Origin of the sequence: Mesorhizobium sp. M0058 (assembly GCF_040323095.1) — a bacterium.
In the GTDB taxonomy this organism is placed as follows: Bacteria; Pseudomonadota; Alphaproteobacteria; order Rhizobiales; family Rhizobiaceae; genus Mesorhizobium.
In genome coordinates this window covers 1-25,509 of the sequence record NZ_JAMYUQ010000019.1, presented here as the reverse complement: position 1 = coordinate 25,509, position 25,509 = coordinate 1, and the positions used below count along the sequence as shown (strand labels likewise).

The 25,509-nt window shown below is 63.8% G+C and carries 30 protein-coding genes and 1 riboswitch; of the genes, 14 read left to right on the top strand and 16 right to left on the bottom strand.

Annotation, left to right across the window (positions count from 1 at the left end):
* Nucleotides 1-23 precede the first annotated feature (23 nt).
* Nucleotides 24-395: a glyoxalase superfamily protein gene (locus NKJ75_RS27375; RefSeq protein ID WP_352500413.1), complete on the top strand. Its 372-nt coding sequence runs from the start codon at nucleotides 24-26 to the stop codon at nucleotides 393-395.
* On the opposite strand, the gene NKJ75_RS27370 is transcribed toward NKJ75_RS27375, so the two are convergent.
* Nucleotides 392-1,255 carry a LysR family transcriptional regulator gene (locus NKJ75_RS27370; RefSeq protein ID WP_023704318.1) on the bottom strand — a complete coding sequence of 288 codons (864 nt, stop codon included), beginning with the start codon at nucleotides 1,253-1,255 and terminating at the stop codon, nucleotides 392-394. The two genes, NKJ75_RS27375 and NKJ75_RS27370, sit on opposite strands and share 4 nt — an antisense overlap.
* A 226-nt stretch (nucleotides 1,256-1,481) precedes the next feature.
* Between NKJ75_RS27370 and NKJ75_RS27365 the strand changes: the two genes are divergently transcribed.
* Entirely contained in the window at nucleotides 1,482-2,432 is a 951-nt protein-coding gene (locus tag NKJ75_RS27365; protein WP_023686707.1) for a DMT family transporter, read from the top strand.
* 6 nt (nucleotides 2,433-2,438) lie between these two features.
* On the opposite strand, the gene NKJ75_RS27360 is transcribed toward NKJ75_RS27365, so the two are convergent.
* The 3 genes from NKJ75_RS27360 to NKJ75_RS27350 form a co-directional block, all read right to left on the bottom strand.
* On the bottom strand, nucleotides 2,439-2,810 hold the full coding sequence (locus NKJ75_RS27360) for a response regulator (protein WP_023673316.1): 372 nt from the start codon (nucleotides 2,808-2,810) through the stop codon (nucleotides 2,439-2,441).
* 63 nt (nucleotides 2,811-2,873) lie between these two features.
* On the bottom strand, nucleotides 2,874-3,416 hold the full coding sequence (gene hpt / locus NKJ75_RS27355; protein WP_023673315.1) for a hypoxanthine phosphoribosyltransferase: 543 nt from the start codon (nucleotides 3,414-3,416) through the stop codon (nucleotides 2,874-2,876).
* A 23-nt stretch (nucleotides 3,417-3,439) separates the two neighbouring features.
* Nucleotides 3,440-4,075 carry a hypothetical protein gene (locus NKJ75_RS27350; RefSeq protein ID WP_023685343.1) on the bottom strand — a complete coding sequence of 212 codons (636 nt, stop codon included), beginning with the start codon at nucleotides 4,073-4,075 and terminating at the stop codon, nucleotides 3,440-3,442.
* A 180-nt stretch (nucleotides 4,076-4,255) separates the two neighbouring features.
* Here NKJ75_RS27350 and ftsE point away from each other — a divergent pair, with 180 nt between their 5' ends.
* From ftsE to NKJ75_RS27335, 3 genes are all read left to right on the top strand, one after another.
* A complete protein-coding gene (ftsE, locus tag NKJ75_RS27345) occupies nucleotides 4,256-4,915 on the top strand; it encodes a cell division ATP-binding protein FtsE (RefSeq protein ID WP_023685344.1) in 660 nt (219 codons plus the stop codon).
* Entirely contained in the window at nucleotides 4,908-5,897 is a 990-nt protein-coding gene (locus NKJ75_RS27340) for a cell division protein FtsX (RefSeq protein ID WP_023673312.1), read from the top strand. The genes ftsE and NKJ75_RS27340 overlap by 8 nt, the downstream gene beginning before the upstream one ends.
* Nucleotides 5,898-6,069: 172 nt before the next feature.
* Complete coding sequence (locus NKJ75_RS27335; RefSeq protein WP_502902413.1) at nucleotides 6,070-6,750, top strand: YdcF family protein; 681 nt, start codon at nucleotides 6,070-6,072, stop codon at nucleotides 6,748-6,750.
* A 5-nt stretch (nucleotides 6,751-6,755) separates the two neighbouring features.
* Here the strand turns inward: NKJ75_RS27335 and NKJ75_RS27330 are convergent, their stop codons facing one another.
* Nucleotides 6,756-7,388, bottom strand: a complete 633-nt coding sequence (locus NKJ75_RS27330; RefSeq protein WP_352500411.1) for a pyridoxamine 5'-phosphate oxidase family protein — start codon at nucleotides 7,386-7,388, stop codon at nucleotides 6,756-6,758.
* A 114-nt stretch (nucleotides 7,389-7,502) separates the two neighbouring features.
* Between NKJ75_RS27330 and NKJ75_RS27325 the strand changes: the two genes are divergently transcribed.
* On the top strand, nucleotides 7,503-8,408 hold the full coding sequence (locus NKJ75_RS27325) for a LysR family transcriptional regulator (RefSeq protein ID WP_352500410.1): 906 nt from the start codon (nucleotides 7,503-7,505) through the stop codon (nucleotides 8,406-8,408).
* 115 nt (nucleotides 8,409-8,523) lie between these two features.
* Nucleotides 8,524-9,333, top strand: a complete 810-nt coding sequence (locus NKJ75_RS27320) for a lysophospholipid acyltransferase family protein (RefSeq protein WP_023673308.1) — start codon at nucleotides 8,524-8,526, stop codon at nucleotides 9,331-9,333.
* 69 nt (nucleotides 9,334-9,402) lie between these two features.
* Here NKJ75_RS27320 and NKJ75_RS27315 read toward each other — a convergent pair whose 3' ends face one another.
* The 3 genes from NKJ75_RS27315 to NKJ75_RS27305 all read right to left on the bottom strand — a co-directional run bounded on the left by NKJ75_RS27315 (nucleotide 9,403) and on the right by NKJ75_RS27305 (nucleotide 11,759).
* On the bottom strand, nucleotides 9,403-10,029 hold the full coding sequence (locus NKJ75_RS27315) for a LysE family translocator (RefSeq protein ID WP_352500409.1): 627 nt from the start codon (nucleotides 10,027-10,029) through the stop codon (nucleotides 9,403-9,405).
* 83 nt (nucleotides 10,030-10,112) lie between these two features.
* Complete coding sequence (locus NKJ75_RS27310; RefSeq protein ID WP_023673306.1) at nucleotides 10,113-11,060, bottom strand: aldo/keto reductase; 948 nt, start codon at nucleotides 11,058-11,060, stop codon at nucleotides 10,113-10,115.
* A gap of 165 nt (nucleotides 11,061-11,225) precedes the next feature.
* Nucleotides 11,226-11,759 carry a gamma-glutamylcyclotransferase gene (locus tag NKJ75_RS27305; RefSeq protein ID WP_023698719.1) on the bottom strand — a complete coding sequence of 178 codons (534 nt, stop codon included), beginning with the start codon at nucleotides 11,757-11,759 and terminating at the stop codon, nucleotides 11,226-11,228.
* Nucleotides 11,760-11,883: 124 nt separating this feature from the next.
* Here NKJ75_RS27305 and NKJ75_RS27300 point away from each other — a divergent pair, with 124 nt between their 5' ends.
* Nucleotides 11,884-12,882, top strand: a complete 999-nt coding sequence (locus NKJ75_RS27300; protein ID WP_352500408.1) for a DUF2125 domain-containing protein — start codon at nucleotides 11,884-11,886, stop codon at nucleotides 12,880-12,882.
* Nucleotides 12,883-13,006: 124 nt separating this feature from the next.
* A complete protein-coding gene (locus NKJ75_RS27295) occupies nucleotides 13,007-13,930 on the top strand; it encodes a sugar kinase (protein WP_352500407.1) in 924 nt (307 codons plus the stop codon).
* 7 nt (nucleotides 13,931-13,937) lie between these two features.
* Here the strand turns inward: NKJ75_RS27295 and NKJ75_RS27290 are convergent, their stop codons facing one another.
* Together NKJ75_RS27290 and hisC are read right to left on the bottom strand one after the other, a co-directional pair.
* Nucleotides 13,938-14,873, bottom strand: a complete 936-nt coding sequence (locus NKJ75_RS27290) for a prephenate/arogenate dehydrogenase family protein (RefSeq protein ID WP_352500406.1) — start codon at nucleotides 14,871-14,873, stop codon at nucleotides 13,938-13,940.
* A 4-nt stretch (nucleotides 14,874-14,877) separates the two neighbouring features.
* The gene (gene hisC, locus NKJ75_RS27285; protein WP_023685351.1) at nucleotides 14,878-15,987 is read right to left on the bottom strand and encodes a histidinol-phosphate transaminase; all 1,110 of its coding nucleotides are present in this window, start codon (nucleotides 15,985-15,987) and stop codon (nucleotides 14,878-14,880) included.
* A 126-nt stretch (nucleotides 15,988-16,113) separates the two neighbouring features.
* A riboswitch (SAM riboswitch) is annotated at nucleotides 16,114-16,191 on the top strand.
* A gap of 60 nt (nucleotides 16,192-16,251) precedes the next feature.
* Between hisC and metX the strand changes: the two genes are divergently transcribed.
* Together metX and metW are read left to right on the top strand one after the other, a co-directional pair.
* Nucleotides 16,252-17,421, top strand: coding sequence for a homoserine O-acetyltransferase MetX (metX, locus tag NKJ75_RS27280; RefSeq protein ID WP_023685352.1), 1,170 nt, complete (start codon nucleotides 16,252-16,254; stop codon nucleotides 17,419-17,421).
* Entirely contained in the window at nucleotides 17,418-18,032 is a 615-nt protein-coding gene (gene metW, locus NKJ75_RS27275; protein ID WP_023685353.1) for a methionine biosynthesis protein MetW, read from the top strand. Before metX ends, metW begins: the two co-directional genes overlap by 4 nt.
* 7 nt (nucleotides 18,033-18,039) lie before the next feature.
* Here the strand turns inward: metW and NKJ75_RS27270 are convergent, their stop codons facing one another.
* Nucleotides 18,040-18,360: a DUF1330 domain-containing protein gene (locus tag NKJ75_RS27270; protein WP_352500405.1), complete on the bottom strand. Its 321-nt coding sequence runs from the start codon at nucleotides 18,358-18,360 to the stop codon at nucleotides 18,040-18,042.
* A gap of 248 nt (nucleotides 18,361-18,608) precedes the next feature.
* On the opposite strand from NKJ75_RS27270, the gene NKJ75_RS27265 reads away from it, so the two are divergent.
* Nucleotides 18,609-19,544, top strand: a complete 936-nt coding sequence (locus NKJ75_RS27265) for a glycosyltransferase family 2 protein (protein ID WP_023673297.1) — start codon at nucleotides 18,609-18,611, stop codon at nucleotides 19,542-19,544.
* A gap of 51 nt (nucleotides 19,545-19,595) precedes the next feature.
* Here the strand turns inward: NKJ75_RS27265 and NKJ75_RS27260 are convergent, their stop codons facing one another.
* The 3 genes from NKJ75_RS27260 to NKJ75_RS27250 all read right to left on the bottom strand — a co-directional run bounded on the left by NKJ75_RS27260 (nucleotide 19,596) and on the right by NKJ75_RS27250 (nucleotide 23,188).
* Nucleotides 19,596-20,384, bottom strand: a complete 789-nt coding sequence (locus NKJ75_RS27260) for a DUF1194 domain-containing protein (protein WP_023832500.1) — start codon at nucleotides 20,382-20,384, stop codon at nucleotides 19,596-19,598.
* Nucleotides 20,385-20,447: 63 nt separating this feature from the next.
* Nucleotides 20,448-22,268 (bottom strand): ABC transporter ATP-binding protein/permease, encoded by a 1,821-nt coding sequence (locus NKJ75_RS27255; protein ID WP_023833386.1) that lies wholly within the window; start codon nucleotides 22,266-22,268, stop codon nucleotides 20,448-20,450.
* A 137-nt stretch (nucleotides 22,269-22,405) separates the two neighbouring features.
* On the bottom strand, nucleotides 22,406-23,188 hold the full coding sequence (locus tag NKJ75_RS27250; RefSeq protein WP_023670688.1) for a class I SAM-dependent methyltransferase: 783 nt from the start codon (nucleotides 23,186-23,188) through the stop codon (nucleotides 22,406-22,408).
* 118 nt (nucleotides 23,189-23,306) lie between these two features.
* Here NKJ75_RS27250 and gloB point away from each other — a divergent pair, with 118 nt between their 5' ends.
* Together gloB and NKJ75_RS27240 are read left to right on the top strand one after the other, a co-directional pair.
* Entirely contained in the window at nucleotides 23,307-24,074 is a 768-nt protein-coding gene (gloB, locus tag NKJ75_RS27245) for a hydroxyacylglutathione hydrolase (RefSeq protein WP_023745809.1), read from the top strand.
* 20 nt (nucleotides 24,075-24,094) lie between these two features.
* Nucleotides 24,095-24,526 (top strand): cupin domain-containing protein, encoded by a 432-nt coding sequence (locus NKJ75_RS27240; protein ID WP_352500404.1) that lies wholly within the window; start codon nucleotides 24,095-24,097, stop codon nucleotides 24,524-24,526.
* Here NKJ75_RS27240 and NKJ75_RS27235 read toward each other — a convergent pair.
* Both NKJ75_RS27235 and NKJ75_RS27230 read right to left on the bottom strand, forming a co-directional pair.
* A complete protein-coding gene (locus NKJ75_RS27235; RefSeq protein ID WP_352500403.1) occupies nucleotides 24,523-25,197 on the bottom strand; it encodes a lysoplasmalogenase family protein in 675 nt (224 codons plus the stop codon). The genes NKJ75_RS27240 and NKJ75_RS27235 overlap by 4 nt on opposite strands.
* A partial coding sequence (locus NKJ75_RS27230) for an EamA family transporter (protein WP_502903932.1) occupies nucleotides 25,194-25,509 on the bottom strand: 316 nt, incomplete at its 5' end. The genes NKJ75_RS27230 and NKJ75_RS27235, both read right to left, overlap by 4 nt.

The following is a 25,509-nucleotide window of genomic DNA, read 5'->3' as shown; positions in this document are numbered from 1 at the left end:
TCGAACTGAATGGTATCAGCGCCATGCCGAAACTCGGTGCCGTCACGCCCATCCTGCGCATCTTCGACATCGCCAAGGCACGCGAATTCTATGTCGACTTTCTCGGCTTCAAGGTCGAGTTCGAGCACCGCTTCGACGACAATGCGCCGCTCTACATGGGTGTAATCCGCGACGGCTGTGTCCTGCATCTGAGCGAACATCATGGCGACGGCGCGCCGGGTATAGCCATGCGCATCAAGGTCGAGGACATCGCGGCATTGCACCGCGAACTGATCGGCAAGAGATACCGCTACGCCCGGCCGGGCCTCGAAACCACGTCGTGGCAGACCCGTGAAGTGTCGGTCGGCGACCCCTTCGGCAATCGGCTGCATTTCTACGAGGATGCAATAGACTAAGCCGGCCGGTTGACGAACGCCTCGCGTATTGCTTCCTGCATGCCGTCGATCGCCTCGCCTGAGGCATTGGGGTTGCGATGCATCACCACATTCGAGGAATCGATGTGGCCGAACCCGTCCGCGGCGGTGAGCTCGCGGCAGCCATCCGGAATATTGCTGTGCGAGATCGGCGCGATCGCCAGGCCAGAGGTGACGGCGAGCTTCAGGCCGCCGGTGGTGTCGCTGGTATAGGCGACACGGTAGGCCAGCCCACGCTGCTCAAGCGATTTGATGGCAAAGTCCTTGCACCAGCCGGCCCGGTTGTAGAGCGCGATCGGCACCGGCCGCTCCTCATGCATGTGATGCAGGCTCGATGTCACCCACACTGTCGGATCGTGCATCAGCACCTCGCCGCCGGAAGGATCCTGCCATTCGAACACCACGGCGAGGTCGAGTTCACCGGCGGCTAGCGCCGCCAGCTGGGCGCCGGAATGTGCATAGCGCACGGTGACCTCGACCTTGGTGTGACGCTTCGAGAAGGCGCCGAGCGCGCGCGACAGGATGGCGTGACCATATTCCTCGGGAATGCCGATGCGCACCGGCCCGCCAAGCGGTGCCGCCGCCATCGATGCCGCCGTCTCGTCGAGCAGCGAGACGATGCGGCGGGCATTGACGATCAGCTCGCCGCCACGGCGCGTCAGCGCCACGCCGCGCGAGCCGCGTTCGAACAGGCTGTCGCCGACCAGCTCCTCGAGCTTCTTCATCTGCATCGACACCGCCGACTGGGTGCGCCCGGCCTGCTCCGCCGCCCGGGTGAAATTGCCCGCTTCGGCAATGGCGACGAAGGTGCGCAGGAGATCGCTGTCGAGAGTCGGCCGCATCGAATCCGTCATAAGCAAATTTGATCTCTGGTATCATTCCAATTCGTTTGCAACATGTCAAACGCCGCAGCATAGTCCGCTCACCCATTGGATATGCCGCCGCGAAACCGGCTGCGGACCAATCAAAGAGTCCTCACTCATACCCGCTGCCCAAAACGGTGGCGGGTTCTTTTTACCCCATGGCCGGGCGGCTGCGGGCAGTTAAGGCAAGGGCCGGCAGAACAATATGCGCAACCGGATCGTTCTCGGCATCATCAGCCTGTGCCTTGGCGTGCTGGTGTTCTCGCTCCAGGACCCGCTGGTCAAGGCGGTGTCAGCCGGCTATCCCGTGACCGAGGTGATGTGGATCCGCTCGATCGTCGCTTTGCCGATCCTGGTCGTTCTCGTTCGCGCCGATGTCGGCCTGCGGGCCATCGCCTCGAAGCGGTTCGGCCTGCTGACGATACGCGCCTTCATCCAGTTCTCCTCCTATACGGTCTACTATCTGGCGATCGCTGCCTTGCCGCTCGCCGACGCGGTGGCGCTCTATTTCATGGCGCCCCTGTTCATCATGGCGATAGCCGGGCCCTATCTCGGCGAGCGGGTATCCTGGCAGGCTCTCGCCACCGTGCTGATCGGCATGCTGGGCGTGGTCGTGATGCTGCGCCCGGGCGCCGGCCTGTTCGACTGGGCGGCGCTGCTTTCGTTGGGCTCGGCTTTGCTCTACGGCTTTTCACAGCTGATGGCGCGCAAGATCGGCGACACCGAATCCTCCACCGTCATGGCCTTCTACCAGAACGGCGCCTATCTGGTCGGCGCCGCTGCGGTTGCCGGCACATTCTGGCTTGCCGGCATAACCCATGCTGTCCACCCCAGCCTCGAATTCCTGGTGCGGCCGTGGGTCTGGCCGACGACCCCGGATTTCCTCAAGATGGCGGCCTGCGGCTTCGTCGCTTCGGCCGGCATGATTCTGCTGTCGCAGGCCTACAGGCTGGCGCCCGCCAACCGCGTCGCCACCTTCGAATACACCGGGATTATCTGGTCGCCGCTGTGGGGCTTCCTGTTCTTCGACGAGGTGCCGCGCTCGACCACCGCCATCGGTGCGGCGCTGATCATCGGCGCCGGTCTGCTGGCGCTCAACACCGAACGGCGCCGGAGCGCTGCGCCTGTCCTCGCCGCGTCTCAGGATGCCGCCTGAAGCGTGTCAGGCGAAGCAGGCGAGCGCCTGGTCGACCCGCGAGCGGATTTCGGCCAGCGTGAAAGGCTTTTGCACGACGTCGATAATGATGCCGTTCAATTCCTCGGCGCGCTCGCGCTGGTCGGCATAGCCGGTCATCAGCAGGATCTTCATGTCAGGGAAAAGCCTGGCTGCGGCGATCGCCATCTCGATGCCATCCATTTCCGGCATGCGGATATCGGAGACGACGAGGTCGTAACCGCCGCCTGCAGCACTGACCATCGCCAGCCCCTGCGCGCCGTCGGCGGCGATATCGATCGAGTGCCCGGCGCGTTCGAGCGCGCGGGCGGCGAGGGTGCGGACGGACTCATCGTCCTCGACGATCAGAAGCTTTGCCATGGGCCGGAATTTGGCGGGCAAAAGTTGACTTTTTCTGAAAATTTGAAGCGTCGGGCCCTTTTCTCAGGCATCGCCTTTGACCACACCGACAAACGGCAGTTCGCGAAAAGCGTGAGCGACGTCCATGCCGTAGCCGACGACGAAGTAATCGGGACAGTCGAAGCCGACATAGTCGGCGTTCAGCTCCGTCTGCCGGCGCATGCGCTTGTCCAACAGCACCGCGATGGCGCAGCTTTTGGCGCCGCGCGACAGCATCAGGTTGCGGGTGAAGGAGAGCGTCTTGCCCGACTCCAGGATATCGTCGATCAGCAGCACGTCGCGGCCGGCGACCTCATTGTCGATGTCGCGCAGCACCCTCACCTCGCCGCTGGTGGTGCCGGCGCCATAGCTGGAAATGAAGATGAACTCGACCTCCGGCGACAGCCCGACATCGTGCATGGCGCGGATCAGATCGGCGGCGAAGATGAACGAGCCCTTCAGCACCGAAATCACCAGCAGGTCGTGATAGTCGTGCTCGGCGATCTCCTTGGCGAGTTCGAGATTGCGCCGCGCGATCGCGGACGCCGAAAACAGGACCTCGATGTCCTTGCCGCGCACAACTGGCATCAACAACCTTTCCAGAGAACCGACTAGCCGGCGAAGGTGACCGCCACGGCCTTGACGCCGTTTCTAGGCACATCGAGGCGGCTGGAAAAGCCGAATCTTTCGCCGGGCGCCAGAGAACGGTTGGATGTCCCCAGAGTATAACGGGTGATGCGGCTGTCATTGCCGGTGACACGTATCTCCAGCGGCGGCAATTGTCCCGCCTTCAAACCGTCATTGACGGCCTCGCCATCCACGAACAGCACCGGGGCGGGTCCTGAGGCGTCGACACGCGACGTGACGCCGGCAATGCTGAGTACGGCGCCCTCCGGCTGTTCGACTGACCAGAACGGCGTCTGGCGCACCAGCGCGTGGCCACCCGAGACCCAGAAGGCGGCAAGCGCCGCACCGATGCCGGCAATCCAGAAGATCGGCCCGCCACGCGATGCCGGCCGCCCGGCTGACGCATCTGATTTGCGCAGCATCTCCATGCCTTCCATCGACGGCGTCGCGATGTCGCGCGCCGGCGTCGGCATGGCTTCTATCAGTGGGATCAGCTGCGGCAGCACCTCATAATCCGCATCGACGATGTCGGTCGCCACAGGACGCGATTCCGGTGCGACACTTGTCCCGGTCATGATTTCGCCGGAAACCGGGCGCGCGGTTCGTTGCTCAGCCATCATGGCCCCGCTGTTGCCTTTTCGTTTCTTTTGCGTAAATGGAAATGGTTAACGCTTCCCCACCGGAACCCTTGTGACGCATTCAAAAACAGCGAAAATTAACCGACGGTTAACCATGGCGGCCGATGGTCGTTGGACAGAAAGGGTTGGCACGCCGCCGCCACACACCTCAGGTCGTCGCACGTGATCCGCTTCGAAAATGTCGGCCTTCGCTATGGCATGGGTCCGGAAATCCTCCGCGACATCTCCCTGCACATTCCGGAGAGCTCCTTCCAGTTCCTGAGCGGGCCCTCGGGCGCCGGCAAGACGACGCTGCTGCGCCTTCTGTTCATGTCGCTGAAGCCGACACGCGGGCTGATCACCATCTTCGGCAAGGACCGCTCGCGCATCTCGCGCGCTGAACTGCCGCATCTCAGGCGCCGCATCGGCGTGGTGTTCCAGGATTTCCGCCTGCTCGACCACATGACCACCTATGAGAATGTCGCTCTGCCGCTGCGCGTGCGCGGCCGCGAGGAAGCGAGCTACCGCACCGACGTCACCGAACTTTTGAAATGGGTCGGCCTGGGCGAGCGCATGCATGTGCTGCCGCCGGTCCTTTCGGGCGGCGAAAAGCAGCGCGCGGCAATCGCTCGGGCCTTGATCGAACAGCCCGAAATCCTGCTTGCCGACGAGCCGACCGGCAATGTCGACCCGCCGCTGGCGCGCCGGTTGCTCAGGCTGTTCATTGAGCTCAACCGGCTCGGCACCGCGGTGGTGATCGCCACTCACGATCTCGGCCTGATGGAGCAGGTCGACGCGCGCCGCATGATCCTGGCCGGCGGAAGGCTGGATATTTATGACTGAACTATCGGCCGAACAGCTGCATGAAGACGCCGCCGAGCCCGCAACGACGACGCAGCGCGTCCAGCGCCGCATGGCGCCGATCGTGCCGGCGCAGAATATTGCCGGCCGCGCCTTGGTGCTGGTCATCGCCATCATGACCTTCCTGTCCTGCCTGACTTTCGGCGCCGTCACGCTGGTGCGCGACACTGCCTCGGTCTGGGAAAACCAGATCTCGCGCGAGGCGACGATTCAGATCAAGCCGGTCGACGGCCTCGACATGGAGGCAGCCCTTGCCCAGGCCTCGCAGATCGTCGGCGAATTCCCCGGCGTAAAGGAAACCCGGATCATCGATCGCGACGCCACCGCGCGCCTTTTGGAGCCATGGCTGGGCTCGGGCCTGAATATCGACGAATTGCCGGTGCCGCGCCTGATCATCGTCACCATCGACGAGACCAGCCCGCCCGACTTCAGCGCCATCCGTGCGGCGCTCACGCCCAAGCTGCCGAGTGCTTCGCTCGACGATCACCGTACATGGGTCGACCGGCTGGTCGCCATGGCCCGCACCACGGTCACCATCGGCATCGCCGTGCTGGTCCTGATGCTGTCGGCGACGGTGCTGACCGTAGTGTTTGCGACGCGCGGCGCCATGGCGGGTAACGGCCATATCATCGAAGTGCTGCATTTCGTCGGCGCCGAGGCGCGCTTCATCGCGCGCGAATTCCGCTGGCATTTCCTGGTCACCGGGATGAAGGGCGCAGCCGCCGGCGGCGCAGCCGCGATCCTGGTTTTCATCGTCTTTTCCTGGTGGTCGTCGCGCAACATGGCAACGCCGCAGGCCGACCAGGCCACCGCTTTGTTCGGCAATTTCGCCATCGGATCGGCAGGCTATCTCGGCGTCGGCCTGATGGTGCTGGTGATCGGCGGACTGACGGCGGCGACCTCGCACGCCACCGTCGTCGCCTATCTCAGCGACATCGATGTCCGCCAGCCGGATGCGGGGTGACCCGTGAGGGCAGAAGCGAAAACAGTTCGGGGGCAAGGACAGGAATGGAAGGGACGATCACGGATCGAAAACCGACGTAACGCAATGTGCGCTTTTTTCCTTACCAAAAAGGCATTTCAGGATTAACCATAGGATGATGAACGCGCGGGAGTCGACCGGAACGGCTGGACAGATGCCAGTGGTGCGTTTGCGTGTGCGTACCGGGCTGGGCCGTTTGCGCACCGCCCTGCGTCTCGCCTCCCTCTGTCTACTGCTGCTGGTGGCCCTGTTTGCCGGTGGCTTCGGCTGGTTCGCCAGCAAGGTCAGCCGCATGACGACCCCGACCAACCCGGCCAAGGCCGATGCGATCATCGTCTTGACCGGCGGTCAGGCCCGCCTCGACGCAGCACTCGATCTGCTTGCCTCCGGCAAGGGCGAGCGGCTGCTGATCTCAGGCGTGCATCCCTCTGCCAGCCGCCGCCAATTGCAGGCTGCTACCGGCGGCGACAAGGCGCTGTTTTCCTGCTGTGTCGACATCGACCGCGCCGCGCTCGACACGATCGGCAATGCCGAGGAAAGCGCTAAATGGGTGGAGAGCCACGCCTATGGCAGCGTCATCCTCGTCACCAACAATTACCACATGCCGCGCAGCCTGCTCGAGATGGGCCGCCTGCTGCATGGCGCCAGGCTTGAACCCTATCCGGTGGTCAACACCAATCTGGACAATGGCGACTGGCTGACCAAGCCGGAAGCGCTACGCGTGCTTCTGACCGAATACAGCAAATACCTGCTGGCGCTGGCGCGCGGCGTCGTCCCGGTCCGCCAGACCGCCGACAGCGTCGCACTGGCCGAGGTTTCGACCGCCAAGGACTGAGTCGATTACCCCTTGGCCGTACCGACCGCTGCGCCATGCAGCCGCGCAATCTCCCGTTCGAGGCTCTCAATCCGCTTGTCGCGTTCGGCGAGTGCGGCCGCGACATCGGCGGCCTCGAATCGCTGCGGAATGTGTTGCGGGCAATTGGCATCCCAGGCCGAGACGGTGAACAGGATGACCTGCTCGGGGCGCGCCTTGTAGTCCTGCGGCATCAGCCTTGCCAGAAGCTCGGCATCGTCCTCGACGACCCGCGCCGTGCCCCAGATCTTGACGCGCTGGCGATGCGCATAGGCGATCAGGAACAGGAATGCCTGGTTGTTGTCGGCGAGATTCCCTTGCGTGATGAACTGCCTGTTCCCGGAGAAATCGGCAAAGCCGATGGTCTTTTCGTCCAGCACCTTGAGGAAGCCGGCTGGCCCGCCGCGATGCTGGATATAGGGCTGACCCTCGCCATTTGCCGTCGACAGGAAGACGCTGGTCTGCGCCGCGATGAAGTCGGCGAGGTCGGGCGTGATATGGGCGCGCCATCCGCCGCGCTCCTCGGCGCTGGCATAGCCCTTGCGCGAACCTTTGCGGGTCTGGATTGCCTTGACCGTCGGCGTGAAGGCGACATCGCTGGTGAAAGTATGAGCATTCATGGAAGCCTCCGCGAGGTCGAAACACGGCCATTGTACGCGAAGAGGTAGGTCCTTCCATGTTTTGGATGTAGATGGCATAGTTGCAAGCCATCCTTCCAATTTCCGGAAGACACTATGGATCGTCTCGAAGCCATGTCGCTGTTCGTCGCCGCAGTGGAAGCGGGCAGCCTTTCCGCTGCCGGCCGCCATTTCGGCATTCCACTGGCAACGGTCAGCCGCAAGGTTTCCGACCTCGAAAAGCACCTTCAGGCGCGCCTGCTGAACCGTTCGACCCGGCAGCTCACGCTGACCGATGCCGGCCAAGCCTATCTCGCCGCCTGCCGCCGCATCCTCGGCGAGGTCGGCGAAGCCGAACGCACCGCTGCCGGCGAATACAGCACGCCGACCGGCGACCTGTTTATCACCGCGCCGGTCGTCTTTGGTCGCCTGCACGTGCTGCCTGTCGTCACCGAATTCCTGGCGGCTTATCCTCAAGTCAACATTCGCCTGACGCTGGCTGACCGGATAACCCAACTGGCGGAGGAACATCTCGACCTTGCCATCCGCATCGGCGAGCTTGCGCCTTCGAGCCTCATTGCCATCCGCGTCGGCGCGATCCGTCGCGTCGTGTGCGCCAGCCCCGCCTATATCGCCGCGCATGGCATGCCGCGGACGCCGGACGATATGGCCGCGCATGAATGCATCAGTTTCGAGGGGCCTTCCGCTCTCGCCAGCTGGAGCTTTGCCGGCGACAAGGGCGAACTGATCGTGCCGATCCGCTCACGGCTGCGCGTCAACACGGCGGAAGCTGCAATCGATGCCGCGATTGCAGGCGCCGGGATGACGCGGGTGCTCTCCTACCAGATCGCGGACGCAGTACGTTCCGGCGTGCTCGTCCCGGTCTTGCGACCCTTCGAGCCGCAGCCATGGCCGGTGAGCCTCGTCCATGCCGGCCAAGGCCTGTTGGCGGTAAAACTAAGGGCATTCCTCGATTTCGCCGCTCCGCGACTGAAGCGACGGCTATTGCAGGCGACGTGGTGAGTTGAGACTGGCTTGAGTCAGTGGCGAGCCGGCCTATGTCAGGCCATTGCGGCGTTTCCTTTTTGCCCGCGCTTGGTGTAACCAACGCACACCTCCTCAACGGGCCCCTCCCCGCATGCTCTATATCCGCTCGCTGGCGTTCAACTTCGTCTTCTATGTCAATCTGATCGTCCAGATGGTCCTCTGGACCCCTTACTACTTCCTCTCGCCACGCCATCGCGCCTGGTTCGTGCCGAAATTCTGGTCGCGCACCAGCCTGTGGCTCTACGACAAGATCGCCGGCACCAGGAGCGACATCACCGGCGTCGAGAACCTGCCGGAGGGCTCTTTCATCCTGGCGCCGAAACACCAGTCGTTTTGGGACGCGATCGCTTTCTTTCCGTTCCTCCACGACCCGCTTTATATCCTGAAGCGCGAGCTGACCTGGATCCCCTTCTTCGGCTGGTACATCCTGAAGATGCGGATGATCCCGGTTCACCGCGGCAGCCGCTCCAAGGCGTTGAAGCAGGTCGTTGCATCGACAAAGCAGGAGATGGGGCGCAATCCGCGCCAGCTGATTATCTACCCCGAAGGCACGCGCCGAGCGCCAGGCGACGAGCCGGCTTACAAATACGGCATTGTCGAGCTCTATACGCAGCTTGGCGTCCCGGTGGTGCCGGTCGCCCATGTCGCCGGCCTCTACTGGCCGCGCCGCAAATTCCTGCGCTTTCCCGGTACCATCAAGGCCCGCTTCCTGCCGCCGATTCCGCCCGGGCTCGGCAAGGACGAATTCATGGACCGGCTGATCGGCGATACGGAAGCCGCCTGCGACCAGCTGCTAATCGAGGCATCGCAGGCTCCTAACCCGCCGCAAATGCCGCCGACGGCGGTCAAGCGGCTGGCCGAACTCGCCGCGGCCGCCAAAGCAATTCCAGGAAAAGTGTGAGCGGTTTTTTCCGTCCTGAATCGCGCCAAAACAAAAAAGACCAAAGCTTGATCTCTTCTGCGGGCCGGCTCAAGGCCACGCCGCCAGCGCCGTGGTCAGCACCAGCGTCGCCGCGAAGGCCAGATTGATGATCCGCGACGCCAGCGGCTGGCGCAGGGTGCGGGCGAAGGCCGCGCCGGCCAGCAGCCATAGCATATGGATGGCTACGATCAGCAGGGTGAGAACCGCCAGCCTGGCCGGGATGCCGAGAGCATCGGCGCCGGCTGCGGTCGCGGAGCCAGCAAGGACCGCAGCAATCGCCACATAGGCTTTCGGGTTGGCAACGGCGAGCAGGAAGCCGCCGAGGAAGGTCGGCAGAACCGCGCTGCTGTCACGCGCGGCCAGCGGCGGCGCTGTCGCTATTCTGTAGGCGAGGTAGAGAATATAGGCGGCGGAAGCGACCGCCAGCACTGGCGCTACGCCCGGCATCGAGGTGAGGATAGCCTTGATGCCGGTGGCCACGACCAGCAGCACCGCGACCGTGCCTAAAATGATCCCCGATGTGTAGTGAAGCGAATTGCGCAGGCCGAAGGCGGCCCCTATCGCCGTGACGCTGATCGTCGCCGGGCCAGGACTGCCCATGACGACGGTTGCCGCCAGCACCAGCGCCAGCAATTGCTGCCAGGGCTGCGCCTGCGAAAGAAGGTCTGCGGCCATGCTGCCTCTTCTCCACAATAATGGAGAACAGTGTGGCAAGGCGGACAGCCGTCGTCTTGAACGATCGTGCCGAACCTGCGCGGCTAGGCGCTGGCCTTGTCCAGCGCCACGAGATCCTCCGCGCTGAGCTTCAGCGATGCGGCGCGCACCAGGCTGTCGACCTGGTCCAGCGTCGTGGCGCTGGCGATCGGCGCGGTGATGCCGGGCTGCGCCATCACCCAGGCGAGTGCTACTTCCGCCTGCTTGGCCGAATGGCGCGCCGCCACGGTGTCGAGTGCTGCCAGAATACGCATGCCGCGCGCATTGAGATAAGCCTTCACGCCGCCGCCGCGTTCACTTTTGCCGAGATCGGCCTCGCTACGGTATTTGCCGCTCAAAAACCCCTTGGCGAGGCTGAAATAGGTGATGACGCCGATATCCTCGGCCACGCACAGATCATGCAGCGGCCCGTCGAAGGATGAGCGGTCGTAGAGATTGTATTCCGGCTGCAGCACGCTGTAGCGCGGCAGCCCGCGCAGGCTGGCAACATCGAGCGCGGCGCGCAGCTGGCCGGCGTCAAGATTCGAGGCGCCGATATGGCGGACCTTGCCGGCAGCGAGCAGCTTCTGGTAGGCGCCGAGCGTCTCCTCATAAGGGGTTGTCGGGTCCGGCCAATGCGAGAGATAAAGGTCGATCACGTCGGTCTGCAGTCGCTTGAGCGACGCCTCGACTGCCCTTTCGATATGGGCAGCGGACAGATCCTTCTTGCCTTGTCCCATATCCGAGCCGACTTTGGTGATGACGATGATCTTGTCACGGTTGCCGCGGCTTTTCATCCATTTGCCGATGATGGTCTCGGACTCGCCGCCCGCGTGGCCGGGCACCCAGCGCGAATAGGCATCGGCGGTATCGATAGCGTTGAGGCCGGCGTCGCCGAACCGGTCGAGCAGGTCGAAGGAGGTCTTCTCGTCCGCGGTCCAGCCGAAGACATTGCCGCCCAGGACCAGCGGCGCGATGGAAAGGTCGGTTTGACCGAGACGGCGTTTTTGCAAGACGGGGCTCCGTGGGGCTGGCGGCGGGCGACCCGAATGCTTCGGGCCGCAGCTAAGCTAGGTCTCGCCGCGCCGAGGTCAAAGGCCTCAGCCAATTTTTCCAGCGGGCCAGCGCTTCACAAAGGCGCGAGAGCTTCGCCTGCAGGCTCGCCGTGGTCTACTGGCTCACGAGGCGATCCGCTTCGCCACCTCTTCCAGCCAGTGGTCGCTGATACCCAGCGCCGCGAGATGCTGCAGCGTGTTGAGCACATAGTCCTCGTTGTTTCCGGACTGGCCGACGGCGCCACGGATAACACCTGCCGCATGCGCGGGGTCGAGCCCGCCGGCATACTGCTCATGCTGGCGGTCGACGATATAGGCGACCGCTTTCACTCTCTCTCCCGCGGCCGCCCCATTCCCGTCGAGGCTGACATCGAGCACACGCTCGAGGTAGACGCTGGTCACCAATTCGCGCTCGCGCAGATAGGTCAGCACCTCATCGCGCAGCTCGCCGGGCACGCGAAAGGCCAGCCCGATGCAGGAGCCGCCACGGTCGAGGCCTAGCACCAGGCCCGGCCGCTGGCGCGTGCCGCGATGCACGAAGGAATAGACGCACAGCGACCGGCGGTAGCCGTAAAGCCGCGCGCGCCGTGTCTCGACATGGGCGAATCCCGGTCGCCAGATCAGCGAGCCATAGCCAAAAACCCAAAAATCGCCCATATCGCCAAGCCTGATTGCACGAGAGTGACGCCGCCGCATCGGAATCGGTGCTCTTCTGTTCTTTTTGCTTGTTGCGTAAGCCACAGTCCACCCGCAACACGCCCGCGTTAATGAAAGCCGCAGCATGACGTCAAGTGACGAGCGTCCGTCGAAGTTTCGCCACCGGCTGATGTGGCTCGCTGCCTTGGTCGTTATGCTGTTCGGCGCCTACAGCGCGGTCTGGTTCTATGTCGCCGGTCGCGTCAGCAGCGAAGCCGACAAGGCGGTGGCCTCGCTCAAGGACAAAGGCATCGAGGCCGGCTGCGCCAACCTCACCGTCAGCGGCTACCCCCTGCGTTTTGCCATCTCCTGTGACAATCTGGCTTACGAGGACGACGCCAGGAACGTTGCCGCCTCGGCAGGCAGCTTCAACTTCGTTGCAGAGCTCATCCGGCCTTTGTCGCCTGCCGCCGAGTTGCGTGGGCCGCTGCGCACCTCGGTGCCGGGGATGGCGCCGCTATGGATCGACTGGGACAATCTGCAGGCCAATGCCAAGCTCTTCTGGCCCCTGCCCCGGAGCATTTCGCTGCAGGCGGAGAGCTTGTCCGGCCAGACGGATCCGGCCGACGACACTGATCCGGTTTCACTGTTCAGCGCCGGAACCGCGGCGGGCGAGTTGCGGCCCGACGGCCAGGACATCGGCTACGTCGGCAGCTTCACCGATCTTGAGATCGACGCCGACGCGATCGGCGGGCGCGTGCTGCCGCCGCTCGACGGCAGCGGCGACGCGACGCTGAAGAACGGCGTCGCGCTGATGAAGACGCAGGCCAGGAGCCTGCGCGGCCAGGCGGCCGACATCCACAAGCTCGATCTGTCGTCGGGAACCGCGCGCATCACCGTCTCCGGCCCGGTGTCGGTCGACGCCAACGGCCTGGTCAATGCCGACCTGACGATCAAGCTGCAGGATCCCAAAGCCGTGGCGGCAATCCTCGCCACCGCAATCCCCGAGCAGAAGAGCCAGATCGAGCAAGGCTTTGCCGGTCTGGCGCTGCTCGGCAACGAACCGTCGATGCCGCTCAAGGTGGTGAAGGGCAAGGTCTCGCTCGGCTTCATTCCGCTGGGCAAGATCAAGCCGCTCGATTAGAGCAATTCCAAGAAAAGTGTGAGCGGTTTTCCGTCCGGAATTCCGTTAAAACAAAGAGATAGAGCATGATCGCAAAGAGCGGCAACGGCTTTTGGGGAGAGATCATGCTCGAGCAAGCCGACGCATGAACCGACCGGTGAAACTGCTGAGCGTTGGCGCGCTGACGCTGGATACCATCCTGCGCGTCGAAACCCTGCCCACGCATCAGGGCAAGTTCATCGCCTCGAACGGCATCCAGATCGCCTCGGGCATGGCGACAAGTGCTGCCTGCGCCGCCCGCCGTCTCGGCGCCGAGGTGTTCCTGTGGGCAAGTGCAGGTGACGATGCCGTCGGCGACCAATTGCTGGCCGGCATCGAGGCCGAGGGCGTCGATTGCGGCTTTGTCCGCCGCGTCGAAGGCGCCCGCTCGGCGCTGGCCGCGATCCTGGTCGACGCTCATGGCGAGCGCATCATCGTGCCCTTCTACGACCCAAAGGCGCAGGCCGACCCCGAGGCGGTGCCTGTCGCCGATCTTTCCGGCTTCGATGCCGTGCTGGTCGATGTGCGCTGGCCGGGCGCCGCCGCTCTTGCCTTGACCGCCGCGCGCGACGCCGGTTGCCCGGCAATCCTCGACGCCGACACGGCGCCGCTGGAGGTGCTGGAGCATCTGTTGCCGCTGGCGTCGCACATCGTCGCTTCGGAGACGGCTGCACGCATTGTCTGCGGCCACGCGCTGGATCCCGAAACCGCCTGCGCCGACCTCGCCAGCCGCACAGACGCCTTTGTCGCGGTTACCGGCGGCGCCGTGGGAAGCTGGTGGCATGACCGGTCCGCCGGATGCGTGCGCCACATCGCGGCGCCGAAGATCAAGGCGGTCGACACGCTTGCCGCCGGCGACGTGTTTCACGGTGCCTTTGCCGTCGGGCTTGCCGAAGCCATGCCTATCGAGCAGGCCTTGCGCTTTGCCAGCGCGGCGGCCGCGCTCAAATGCCAGCGCTTCGGCGGCCGGCTGGGCGCGCCGGACCGGGCCGAGACAATGGCCATGGTCGCGGCGACCTGGCCCGTCTGAAACAGATTTAACTTTTCACCGGGTGCTCGACCGCCTGGCGGCCGAAATCCGGCACGTCGATATCCTGGCCGGCCTCGATGATCGAACGGCGAACGGCCCGGGTGCGGGTGAACAGGTCGAACAGCTTGTCGCCGTCGCCCCAGCGGATCGCCCGCTGCAGCGAGGCGAGGTCCTCCGAAAAGCGCGCCAGCATTTCCAGGATGGCATCCTTGTTGTGCAGGCACACGTCGCGCCACATGGTCGGGTCGGAGGCGGCCAGACGGGTGAAGTCGCGGAAACCGGAAGCCGAATATTTGATCACTTCCGACTTGGTCACCGATTCCAGATCGTCGGCCGTGCCGACGATGTTGTAGGCAATGATGTGCGGAAGATGCGAAACGATGGCCAGCGTCATGTCATGATGCTGCGGGTCCATCGTGTCGATGTTGGAGCCGCAGCGCCGCCAGAATTCCGACAGCTTTTCCAGCGCGGCCGGATCGGTTCCCGGCAGCGGCGTGAAGATGCACCAGCGGTTTTCGAACAGCTCGGCGAAACCCGCATCCGGGCCCGATTTCTCCGTACCCGCCAGCGGGTGTCCCGGAATGAAGTGCACGCCGTCCGGCACATAGGGCTGCATTTGCGCAATGACGGAGGCCTTGGTCGAACCGACATCGGTGAGGATGGCGCCTTTTTTCAGCGCCGCTGCGATCTCTTGCGCCACCTCGCCCGACGACCCCACTGGCACCGAGACGATGATCAGGTCGGCGTCGAGGACCGCTTCCCTGGCGTCGGTGGTGTAGCTCTCGCCAAGACCGAGCTCCTTCGCCCGCGCCAGCGTGGCCGGGCTGCGCGTCGCGATGGCGACATGGCGGGCCAGGCCCTCGCGGCGGATGATGCGGGCCAGCGACGAGCCGATCAGGCCGATGCCGACCAGCGCGATCTTTTCAAACATCGGTGAAGTCATTGTTTCAGCTTTTCAGGAATGTCGTGAGGGCATCGATGACGCCGCGATTGGCTTCTTCGGTGCCGACGCTCATGCGCAGCGCATTGGGAAAGCCATAGCCGGTAACGCGCCGCAATATATAGCCGCGCTGGGTGAGGTAGTCGTCCGCCGCCTCAGCCGAATGCTTCTTGTCGTCGGGAAAGTGGATGAGAACGAAATTGCCGACGCTGGGCGTCACGCGCAGCCCAAGCTTCGTCAGTTCTTCATTCAACCAGGTAAGCCAGGTCTCGTTGTGCAACGAACTGCGCTCGACATGGGCGCGGTCGCGGATGGCGGCAATGCCGGCCTCGATCGCTGTTGCGTTAACGTTGAAAGGGCCGCGGATGCGGTTGATGGCATCGACGATGTGCAGTGGGCCATACATCCAGCCGATGCGCGCGCCGCCAAGGCCAAGCTTGGAGAAGGTGCGGGTCATGACCACATTCTGTGCGCTGCCCGCCAGCTCGATGCCGGCCTCATAGTCATTGCGCCTGACATATTCGGCATAGGCCGCGTCGAGCACCAGAAGCACGTTGCCCGGGAGAGCGGAATGCAGGCGGCGGACCTCCTGGAACGGCAGATAGGTTCCGGTCGGATTGTTGGGATTGGCGAGGAAGATGATTTTGGTCCGCGGTGTCACCGCGGCCAGGATCGCGTCGACGTCGGCGCGTTCCTCGGTTTCCTTGATCGTCACCGGTGTCCCGCCGGCCGACTGGATGTAGATCTTGTAGATCATGAAGGCGTGTTCGGTGATGATGGCCTCATCGCCGGCCGCCAGATAGGTCTGCGCCAGCAGGCCCAAAATCTCGTCGGAACCGTTGGAGCAGATGATGTTTGCCGGGTTGAGGCCATGCACCTCGGCAATCGCCTCGCGCAGCCGGCGGGCGGTGCCGTCGGGATAGACATCGAGCTTGCTGGCCACTTCGCGCGCGGCCTCGATCGCCTTCGGCGACGGGCCGAGCGGGTTCTCGTTCGACGACAATTTATGGACCTTGGCGACGCCGGCAGGTGCCGTGCTCTTGCCCGGCACATAGGCGTCGATGTCCATAATGCCCGCGCGGGGCGTCGGCCGTGCCTTGTCCGCTGTCTTGTCCATGTCGCAAACCCGTTGAGAACGCCTCCGTCCGGAGGCCGCAGCGGAAATACAAGCCGTAGCCGCGAATGTCGAGAGGCGGGCAATAGCTGGCCGTTGACGCCGGGCCGCACGAGTTCTAGAAGAACGCAACAGTTCCGTGGTGATTTGGCCGGTCGGCTTGCAGCCACGTTAAACAACTCGCTAAAGGGCCGTTTGCGTGACGTAACCGGCTTTGCGATCGCATTGCCGGTTTTTTATTGCCTGACGGCGTGCAAGGAGAGTCACATGGCCGCGCTCCGCGCTACAAAAACCAACAACGAGGCCGACAACCCGTCGAGCCCTGTGTTGCGTTTTGGCCCTGACAAGCCGCTGAAGCTCGACGCCGGCACGCTTTTGTCGCCGTTCCAGATCGCCTACCAGACATATGGCGCCCTCAACGATGCCCGCACCAACGCCATCCTGGTCTGCCACGCGCTGACCGGCGACCAGCATGTCGCCAGCACCAATCCGGTGACCGGCAAGCCCGGCTGGTGGGAAGTGCTGATCGGTCCCGGCAAGATCATCGACACCAACCGCTTCTTCGTCATCTGCTCCAACGTCATCGGCGGGTGCCTCGGCTCCACCGGTCCGGCCTCGACCAATCCCGCCACCGGCAAGCCCTACGGCCTCGACCTGCCAATCATCACCATCCGCGACATGGTGCGGGCGCAATTGATGCTGGTCGACCATTTCGGCATCGAAAAGCTGTTTTGCGTGCTCGGCGGCTCGATGGGCGGCATGCAGGTGCTGGAATGGGCATCGTGCTATTCCGAGCGCGTCTTCTCGGCCCTGCCGATCGCCACAGGCGCACGCCATTCCTCGCAGAACATCGCCTTCCACGAGGTCGGCCGGCAGGCCGTCATGGCCGATCCGGACTGGCATGGCGGCAAATATTTCGAGCACGGCAAGCGCCCGGAAAAGGGGCTCGCCGTGGCGCGCATGGCCGCCCACATCACCTATCTGTCGGAAGCCGCCCTGCATCGGAAATTCGGCCGCAATCTGCAGGACCGCGAAGCGCTGACCTTCGGTTTCGACGCCGACTTCCAGATCGAAAGCTATCTGCGCCACCAGGGCATGACATTCGTCGACCGCTTCGACGCCAACTCCTACCTCTACATGACCCGTTCGATGGATTATTTCGACCTCGCCGCCGACCATGGCGGCCGGTTGGCCGATGCCTTTGCCGGGACCAAGACCCGCTTCTGCCTGGTGTCCTTCACCTCGGACTGGTTGTTCCCGACCGAGGAGAGCCGCTCGATCGTGCATGCGCTCAACGCCGCCGGCGCCTCCGTCTCCTTTGTCGAGATCGACACCGACCGCGGCCATGATGCCTTCCTGCTCGATGAACCCGAACTGTTTGCCGCCATCAAGGGCTTCATCGGCTCGGCGGCCCGCGCAAGGGGGCTCGCCTCATGAGCGTCAATGGCAGCCAGCGCGTCGACCTCGAAGTCGTGGCCAACCTGATACCGCCGCAGTCGCGGGTGCTCGATGTCGGCTCCGGCGACGGCCTGCTGCTCGAACTCCTGCAGGAGACCAAGCAGGTCGACGGCCGCGGGCTGGAGCTGTCACAGCGAGGCGTCAATGAATGCGTGGCGCGCGGCCTCTCGGTCATCCAGGGCGATGCCGACACCGACCTCGAATTCTATCCGGACAAGGGTTTTGACTTCGTCGTCCTGTCACAGACGCTGCAGGCGACCCGCAACCCGAAGCTGGTGCTCGACGAGCTGCTGCGAATCGGCAACCGCGCCATCGTCTCCTTCCCCAATTTCGGCCACTGGCGGGTGCGGCTGTCGCTGTTCGTCAAGGGCCGGATGCCGGTGACCGCGGACCTGCCCTATTCCTGGTACGACACGCCCAACATCCATTTCTGCACCATCCGCGACTTCGTCAATCTGGTCGAGGAACTCGGCGCTTCGGTCGAGAAAGCCACCGCGCTCGACGGCAACGGCCAGAAGATCGGCCTGTCGATGCCATGGTGGTTCTGGAATTTCTTCGGCCAGCAAGCGGTGTTCTTGCTGAAGCGGTAGTTTGCCCCTATTCCAGCACGTCCGTCGCCTTGTGCGGGTGCTGAACGCCATCGGCGATGATCACATCGGCGTGGGAGTTGTCGGTTCGCAAGGCCAGAATCTCCCGATAGGCTGATGAATCGTACCAGCCCCACGCATTCCCCCTGTCCGGAAATTCGATGACGATCAGATGCCCGGGCCATTCGTTTTCGGCCACGTCCATGTCGCCGCCGTGGACAAGGAAGCGGCCGCCGAACGGCTCCAATGTGGCATCGATCCTCTGCAGACACTCGACAATCTGCGGGCCCATTGTGACTTGACGCATATGGGCGACGGCGTAGGCGGCCACGGCTGAACTCCCTGTGAGATCGAAGCCCGACGACCGGCTTCGTTGGCGCAATCTGCAGACATGATGGCCATCGGTCGATTACGTCTGGAGTAATCGGCCGGCTTACCGGCGTCCTGGCTCAACAGTTTGTGATGACATTGCCGCTGGTTTTTTGTAGCGTCGAATCGAATTCCATCCCGGGGTAAGGCTTGGACGGCGACCATCAACACCTCCGGCCTCCAGGCATTTCGGGGCACAATCGAAGCAACATGTCCAAGGCAACCGACCTCGCTCCGCTGATCTCGGTGATCACACCGACGCACAATCGCCGCAGCAAGGTGGTGCGCGCCGTGGAGAGCGTGCTGGCGCAGAATTTTCCCCGGTTCGAACACATTGTCGTCGATGACGGCTCGACCGACGGTACGGCAGCCGCACTTGCCGAAATCCGCGATCCACGGCTGATCTATGTTGGCTCGAAATGGCGCGGCGCCAATGCCGCCCGCAATGCCGGCATCGAGCGGGCGCAGGCGCCGGTGGTGACATTCCTCGATTCCGACGACGTCTATTTGCCGGATCGCCTGGCGCGGACGCTGGAGCAGTTCGACAACAATCCCTCGCTCGAAGTGCTGATCAGTTCCTTCGTGTCGCTGAAGGGCAATCGCCGCACCAACTGCGTCAACCGCGAAGCGCTGCTGAGCCGCGACTCGCTGGAGCGGGCCCTTGTCGCGCAGACCATCTTCATTGCCGGGTCGGCAATCACCGCCCGGCGCGAGTCGCTGCTGGCCATCGGCGGCTACGACAGTGACGTCACGCGCATGCAGGATCGCGAATTGTTGCTGCGCTTTGCCCGTCGCAGCGGCGCGCAGCTGTCCGAAGTGATCGACTGGAAAAAGTACAACTCGGAGAATTCGATCTCCGGTCGCCGGGACGGCTATGTCGAAGCCTATGCGAGCTTGATCGACAAGCACCCCTATATCGCCGACCGCTACCCCTACATTCCGCCTTACATGATCGCCCGGCAGCTCATCGCCGATGCACTCAAGGGCAGGGTTTCGCAGGCGTTCTCCGGCTATATGGCCAACCGGTCGTCGAAGGCGCTTGGCTATTCGCTGCCGCAGCTGTTGCGTGGCTATGTCGGCGGCCGGCGCTGGCGCCGCGATCTCTATGCCGAATTTCGCGACAAATACGGTGCACGGCCGGCCTGAAGTTTGCCGACAAGCCGCGCAGCGGCTTTCCCCTCCGAACTGCCTCAAACCTCATTTGTCGAGTTCCGGCAGATATGGATCGGAATATAGCCGCCGGTCGCGTTCGCCCTGCAGGCAGTCCATGGGTGCGGCGGCATCGATCGGGACCACGGTCGCATCGGCGATGCCGCTCACCTCCAGGATCAACTTGCGGCGTATGGCGGTGGCGAATTCCGAGGCCGCATAGATCGGCAACACGAAGGAGCCGGGCCCACCGGTGACGCAGTCGTCATAATACTGGTCGAGATGGCTGAAGGTCGGCGACGGGCTGATCAGGATCGGCAGGCCGTTGATGACGATGCCCTTGGCCACCGCCGCATCGCGTGTCGTGGCGACGGGCAGCCCGGTGTTGTTGGGACCGTCGCCGGAAATGTCGATGACGCTGCGTGGCGCATCGAACCCCGTGCCCTCGAACAGCCCGGCGCCGAAGGCAAGCGCACCGGAAATCGAGGTGCCGCGAAAGCTGCGGAACGGCCGCGCTTCTATTCTGTCGGCGAAGGCGTTGGCGCTCTCTGCGCTGTCGATCACCTGCCAGGCGATGACGCCATCCTCGCGCACGACGCCCGCCCATTCGAAATAGGCAAGCGCGATGCGCCCGGTGGTTCCCGAGCGCACGGCCTTGATGAAATCGGGATGCCTGAGCGCCTCGACATAGCCAGCGCGCTGCAGCGCGAACTCCCTCTCGTCCATCGACTGTGAGATGTCGACGGCCAGCACCAGTTCGACATCCACGGCAACGGCCGGGGCAGCCACGGGCGTGGTGCAGGCAAGGCAAGCTAACAGACTGAACGCGTCGAGCATGGCCGCACCACCGATATTTCGATCCGTGATCTTCGCCGCGATCGCGGCGAAATAAAGCCCCTTCTACTTCTTTCGCCGCACGGCCGCTTTCGGCGGCGGGTCGATGGCGCCGGTCCTGACTCGGGCGGGTTTCAGTGGCGCAGCACCCGTATCCTTCACGATGTTCAATGCGCGTGGAAAGAAATGATCATTGTGCAGTCCGCGCCCGATGTTGAGGATCGCGGTTTCCGGCAGGCGTTTCTCCAGCATGGACAGCACCCTTCGCAGCGAAGGACCATCGAACGCGTCCATCGCTTCGTCGATGATCACCCATTTCGGCTGCCGCAAGGCGAGCCTGGCGAAGGCCAGCGAGCGCTGTTCGTCATCGTTGAGTTCACGCTCCCAGCGTGCGGAACGGTCGAGCGAGGATGACAGCCGCTCGAGGCCGACCTCGGCCAGCACCGCCCCAAAATCAGCATCGCCAGCCGGCGCCGAGCCATTCGGATGCAGCACTTCGCGTAACGTGCCGGCAGGAAAATACGGAACACGCGGCACGAAAATCGGCGTTTCTCCGGCCGGCAAGCCGATCCGCCCGCTGCCCCAGGGCCAAAGGCCGGCAATGGCGCGGAAGAACAATGTCTTGCCGGCGCCTGGGTCGCCGGTGATCATGACGCGCTCACCGGGATGGATCTCGACATGGCTGTCTGAAAGTTTGGTGCAGCCCTCCGGCGAGGCCACTTGGAGCTTCTCGAAGGTCAGGCTGCCATTGGCGTTATCGCCGAATTCGATGCGCTTTTCCTTGTCGTGCAACACATCGGTTTCATCGAGCGCAATGCGGAAGTCGGCAACGCGCATCAGCGTGGCGCGCCAGTCGGCGATGCCGCCGATATTGTTGATGAACCAGCGCAGCGACGAGTGCACCTGGTTGAAGGCGCCGACCGCCATCATCAACCCGCCAAAGCTGATATCGCCTGAAAAATAGACCGGCGATGCCACAAGGATCGGCGCCACCACGGTGATCCAGCCATAGGTATCGGTCACCCAGGACAGGTTGATCTGCGCTTTGTAGATGTTTCGCATCGCGCCCAGCACCGTGCCAAGGTCGATTTCGAGCCGTCTCTTGGCATCGGCTTCGCCGCGATAGAGCGCGATGGCGTCGACATTCTCGTTGACGCGCACCATCCCGGAACGCAGCTCGGCCTCGCGGGTGTAGCGGTCGCTGTTGAGGCGGATCAGCGGCCGCCCGACCAGCCAGCTCAGCCAGGAGGCGATGCCGGCATAGAGGAACGCGGCCCAGACCATGTAGCCCGGTATCGCCAGCGACCAGCCGTTGATGTGGAAGACGAAGCCCGACGAGAGTTGCCAAAGCACGCCGACGAACGACACCAGCAGGATGAAGGATTGCAGCAGGCCGACGCCGAGGTCCGTCGACAGATCGGACAGATGCGCAGCATCCTGCTGCATGCGCTGGTCGGGATTGACGCCGATGGCGCCGGCATTGGCGAGCCGGAAGGCCCGCGCCGGCCGCATCCATTGGTCGATCAGGTCGAGCGTCAGCGCCTCGCGCAGCTTCAGCCGGATCATCTGGTTGAGCCAGGTCTGAGCGATGTTGAGCAGCAGCAGCGTGCCGGCAATCACGGCAAAGATCATCAGCTGATGCAGGAAGGCCGCCATGTCGCGACGCGCCAGCGCATCGTAGAAAGGCTGGTTCCAGCGGTTGAGCAGAACCTGGCCGATCGACGTCGCGACGATGACCGCCATAATGCCGACCGACGTCCAGACCAGCCACTTGCGCACCGGTGAGCCTATCAGCGCCCGTTTTATCGTCGCCACCTGATCGCGCAGGCTGCTGGCTTCGACGGTTACCGGCTGAGCGGTGGCGGACTTGTCCGGTTGATCAGCCATGCACGAGGTCCTTGCGTTCAGAAGCGTTGCTGAAACCAGATGGAGAGACTTGAAGGCATCCGCCGCTCAAACGGACCGCGAATGCATCTGCGACAGATAGGTGGGAAAAACCCACGCAACACCAGTTTTCATGATGATCACGAAGGTGTCACCTGACGCGTCGTCGATGTCACCCCTTCCGCCCGGCGGCCAAGCCGCGTCGCACCGTGCGGTGACAGTACCGGCACGAAGACACGGCGCGAGGCGCGCTGCGCGACCGGCACGCCCTGATAGAGCCGCTTCTGCGCCTCGACCACGATGACGCCGGAAAAGATCGGCCAGAACCGCCGGCCGGCGCGCTCCAGCACATTGTGGAACCGCATCATGAAGCGCCGCGGCGATGGCGGGAAGAACAGCGCGTCGGACCAGGAAGCCGGTGTGAAATTCGCCTCGCGCAGCAATTCTGTCAGCTGGCCGCGCGAGAACGGCCGGCCATTGCCGAACGGCGTGTGCTCGAACCGCGCCCAGACACCGCGCCGGTTGGGCACGACGATGACGACGCGCCCTGCCGGCGACAGCACCCGCCAGATCTCGTTCAGCGTCTCGCGCGGGTTTTCGACATGTTCGAGCGAATGCACGAGCAGCATGCGGTCGATGCAGGAATCGACCAGCGGCAATTCCTCGTCGAAGACCAGCGCCGTAGCCGTCGGCCCGTTCGCCGGCCAGACGACGGCGCCTTGCGTAGCAGGCATGAAGGCAAACACCCGCTCGGCATCGGTGCCGAACCGCTCCAGCCACGGCAAGGTATAGCCGAGCCCGACCAGCCGCTCATTGGGCACTGTTGCCCATATTGAGGACAGCGCCATGGTGATCGAGCGTTCAGCCAGGCGGCCGAGCGTGGTCGAATAGAAGGAGCGGAGATCGACGATATCGGAATGCATGCGCGGGACGGTAGCTGCGATGCCGCCCAAGTTCAACAAAGCCGGCACGTTCTGCAAAGCTAGAGTGACATCGGCGGCCAAGCGCCCTATGTCTGCGCCAACAGATGGAGAGATGCCAATGCCCGTCGAAATCGAACAGTTCATGTGCCGCAGCGACAATTTCGGCGTGCTGGTGCATGACCCGAAAAGCGGCGAGACCGCCATTATCGACGCGCCCGAAGAAGCGCCGATCATTGCCGCGATCGAGCGTACCGGCTGGAAGCCGACGATGATCCTGACCACCCACCACCATGTCGACCATGTCGAGGCCAATCTGGCGCTGAAGGAGCGCTTCAAGCTGCGCATCGTCGGACCGGAGGCTGAAAAGGAAAAGATCCCCGGCATCGACGAGACCGTCGGGCAAGGCTCGGTCGTCCATCTCGGCGGCGAGCGGATCGATGTCATCGCCACGCCCGGCCACACTGCGGGCCATGTCTCCTATCATTTTCCGGCCTCGAAAGTGGCGTTCACCGCCGACACTTTGTTCGCGCTCGGCTGCGGCCGGCTGTTCGAATGCAAGCCGCCGGTGATGTATGAGTCGCTGAAGAAGCTCGCCGCACTCCCGGCGGACACGGTCATCTATTGCGGCCATGAGTATACGCTTTCGAACGCCCGCTTTGCGTTGACCGTCGACCCGACCAATTCGGCGCTGAAAGAACGCGCCGCCAAGATCGAGACCCTGCGCGCCGACAACAAGGCGACGCTGCCGACCACGATCGGCGAGGAATTGTCGACCAATCCGTTCCTGCGCTGGCACGACCCGGCGATCCGCAAGCATCTCCGTATGGAGGAGGCCTCCGACGCCGAAGTGTTCGCGGAAATCCGCAAGCGCAAGGACAATTTCTGAGCATCGTTCCGGGATCAGCCATGACCAGCGCCGCTGAAATCATCGCCATGCTCGGCCTAAAGCCGCATCCGGAAGGCGGCTGGTATGCCGAGACCTTTCGCGACGACGCGGGTGGCGCGCGCGGCCATTCGACGGCGATCTATTTCCTCCTCGAACAGGACCAGATTTCGGAATGGCACCGGGTCAAGGACGCGGCCGAGGTCTGGCACTTCCATGCCGGAGCACCGCTGGCGCTGTCAATCTGGGAGGAAGGCAGTCCAAAGGTTAACCAGGTGATCGAGCAGGTGCTCGGCATTGAACTTGCGGCGGGCGAGCGGCCGCAGATCGTCGTGCCGGCCGGCTGGTGGCAATCGGCGCGCAGCCTCGGCGAATGGACGTTGGTCGGCTGCACCGTGGCGCCGGGCTTCGACTTCGCCGCGTTTGAAATGGCCGAGCCGGGCTGGCAGCCTTAGGCCAGAAGAAAACCAAGAGTTATGCAGAGCTGGGCGGCGTAGTACAGCACCCAGACCGCATAACGGATGCCGGCGCGATAGGGTGCTATTGCCGGAACCAGGAATTTCTCCGCGGCAAGCAGCCCGTCCGATGCCATGAACATAACAGCGCCGCCGATGACCCACGGATTGTCGAGCGTCAACGCCGAGATGCCCATCGCCAGAATGGCCGCGATATAGACGGCGATCGGCACCCGCAGGCCGGGACTGACACGGCGCCAGAGTGCTGCCAGCATGACGACTGCGAAGGCCGCCATGGCCAGCGCGATGGCGCCGCGCCATGTCTCGGTGCTGAGCACATCCAGCCCGCCGCCGCCGCGCAGGAAGAGCGGCACATAGAGGACATGCGCCGCAAGGAAGCTGGCCAGCCCGCCGAGGAAGGCCTTTTCGCCGTCACGCGACAGGAAGGCATCGCCGACGCCGCTGAGCAGCAGTGCGACGACGAGCAACAGCGGCCCACCTTGCATGAAGGCGAGTGCCGCAAGCATGGCCACGGCCAGCGTCTTTGCCGCCGAGCGGGCCAGCGTCGGCCGCATATCCAGGGTGAAGGCGTAGATCACTGCCGCCACCAGCGAAAAAATCAATGTTGCATTGGCGTTGGCGTCGATGCCGCCGGCAAACGGCATCGTCATGCGCTTGCCCCACCCGTTGCCGCCTTGCGCAGGAACAACGATTTCGCGGCCAGTGCCGCGCCGCCGGTGATCAGCACGCAGGCCGCCAGGATACGCAGCGACGGCTCGGCAACGCCCGCCGCGATCAGCACCAATGTCGACAGCAGTGGCGCCGCATAGCTTGCCGCGCCGAGCACCTGGATGTTGCCGCGCTTTACGCCGATATCCCAGGCGTAGAAGGCCGCGCCCACCGGCATCAACCCCAAACCAAGCACCGCCAGCCACTGGCCGGGACCATCGGGCAGCACCGTCTGTTCCAGCAGAAGATGGCAG

Bases quoted from the DNA above. Each gene is read 5' to 3' on its own strand.
- NKJ75_RS27375 (WP_352500413.1), top strand. From the start codon at position 24: ATGCCGAAACTCGGTGCCGTCACGCCCATCCTGCGCATCTTCGACATC.
- NKJ75_RS27370 (WP_023704318.1), bottom strand. From the start codon at position 1,255: ATGCGGCCGACTCTCGACAGCGATCTCCTGCGCACCTTCGTCGCCATT.
- NKJ75_RS27365 (WP_023686707.1), top strand. From the start codon at position 1,482: ATGCGCAACCGGATCGTTCTCGGCATCATCAGCCTGTGCCTTGGCGTG.
- NKJ75_RS27360 (WP_023673316.1), bottom strand. From the start codon at position 2,810: ATGGCAAAGCTTCTGATCGTCGAGGACGATGAGTCCGTCCGCACCCTC.
- hpt (WP_023673315.1), bottom strand. From the start codon at position 3,416: ATGCCAGTTGTGCGCGGCAAGGACATCGAGGTCCTGTTTTCGGCGTCC.
- NKJ75_RS27350 (WP_023685343.1), bottom strand. From the start codon at position 4,075: ATGATGGCTGAGCAACGAACCGCGCGCCCGGTTTCCGGCGAAATCATG.
- NKJ75_RS27340 (WP_023673312.1), top strand. From the start codon at position 4,908: ATGACTGAACTATCGGCCGAACAGCTGCATGAAGACGCCGCCGAGCCC.
- NKJ75_RS27335 (WP_502902413.1), top strand. From the start codon at position 6,070: ATGCCAGTGGTGCGTTTGCGTGTGCGTACCGGGCTGGGCCGTTTGCGC.
- NKJ75_RS27330 (WP_352500411.1), bottom strand. From the start codon at position 7,388: ATGAATGCTCATACTTTCACCAGCGATGTCGCCTTCACGCCGACGGTC.
- NKJ75_RS27325 (WP_352500410.1), top strand. From the start codon at position 7,503: ATGGATCGTCTCGAAGCCATGTCGCTGTTCGTCGCCGCAGTGGAAGCG.
- NKJ75_RS27320 (WP_023673308.1), top strand. From the start codon at position 8,524: ATGCTCTATATCCGCTCGCTGGCGTTCAACTTCGTCTTCTATGTCAAT.
- NKJ75_RS27315 (WP_352500409.1), bottom strand. From the start codon at position 10,029: ATGGCCGCAGACCTTCTTTCGCAGGCGCAGCCCTGGCAGCAATTGCTG.
- NKJ75_RS27305 (WP_023698719.1), bottom strand. From the start codon at position 11,759: ATGGGCGATTTTTGGGTTTTTGGCTATGGCTCGCTGATCTGGCGACCG.
- NKJ75_RS27300 (WP_352500408.1), top strand. From the start codon at position 11,884: ATGACGTCAAGTGACGAGCGTCCGTCGAAGTTTCGCCACCGGCTGATG.
- NKJ75_RS27295 (WP_352500407.1), top strand. From the start codon at position 13,007: ATGAACCGACCGGTGAAACTGCTGAGCGTTGGCGCGCTGACGCTGGAT.
- NKJ75_RS27290 (WP_352500406.1), bottom strand. From the start codon at position 14,873: ATGACTTCACCGATGTTTGAAAAGATCGCGCTGGTCGGCATCGGCCTG.
- hisC (WP_023685351.1), bottom strand. From the start codon at position 15,987: ATGGACAAGACAGCGGACAAGGCACGGCCGACGCCCCGCGCGGGCATT.
- metX (WP_023685352.1), top strand. From the start codon at position 16,252: ATGGCCGCGCTCCGCGCTACAAAAACCAACAACGAGGCCGACAACCCG.
- metW (WP_023685353.1), top strand. From the start codon at position 17,418: ATGAGCGTCAATGGCAGCCAGCGCGTCGACCTCGAAGTCGTGGCCAAC.
- NKJ75_RS27265 (WP_023673297.1), top strand. From the start codon at position 18,609: ATGTCCAAGGCAACCGACCTCGCTCCGCTGATCTCGGTGATCACACCG.
- NKJ75_RS27260 (WP_023832500.1), bottom strand. From the start codon at position 20,384: ATGCTCGACGCGTTCAGTCTGTTAGCTTGCCTTGCCTGCACCACGCCC.
- NKJ75_RS27255 (WP_023833386.1), bottom strand. From the start codon at position 22,268: ATGGCTGATCAACCGGACAAGTCCGCCACCGCTCAGCCGGTAACCGTC.
- NKJ75_RS27250 (WP_023670688.1), bottom strand. From the start codon at position 23,188: ATGCATTCCGATATCGTCGATCTCCGCTCCTTCTATTCGACCACGCTC.
- gloB (WP_023745809.1), top strand. From the start codon at position 23,307: ATGCCCGTCGAAATCGAACAGTTCATGTGCCGCAGCGACAATTTCGGC.
- NKJ75_RS27240 (WP_352500404.1), top strand. From the start codon at position 24,095: ATGACCAGCGCCGCTGAAATCATCGCCATGCTCGGCCTAAAGCCGCAT.
- NKJ75_RS27235 (WP_352500403.1), bottom strand. From the start codon at position 25,197: ATGACGATGCCGTTTGCCGGCGGCATCGACGCCAACGCCAATGCAACA.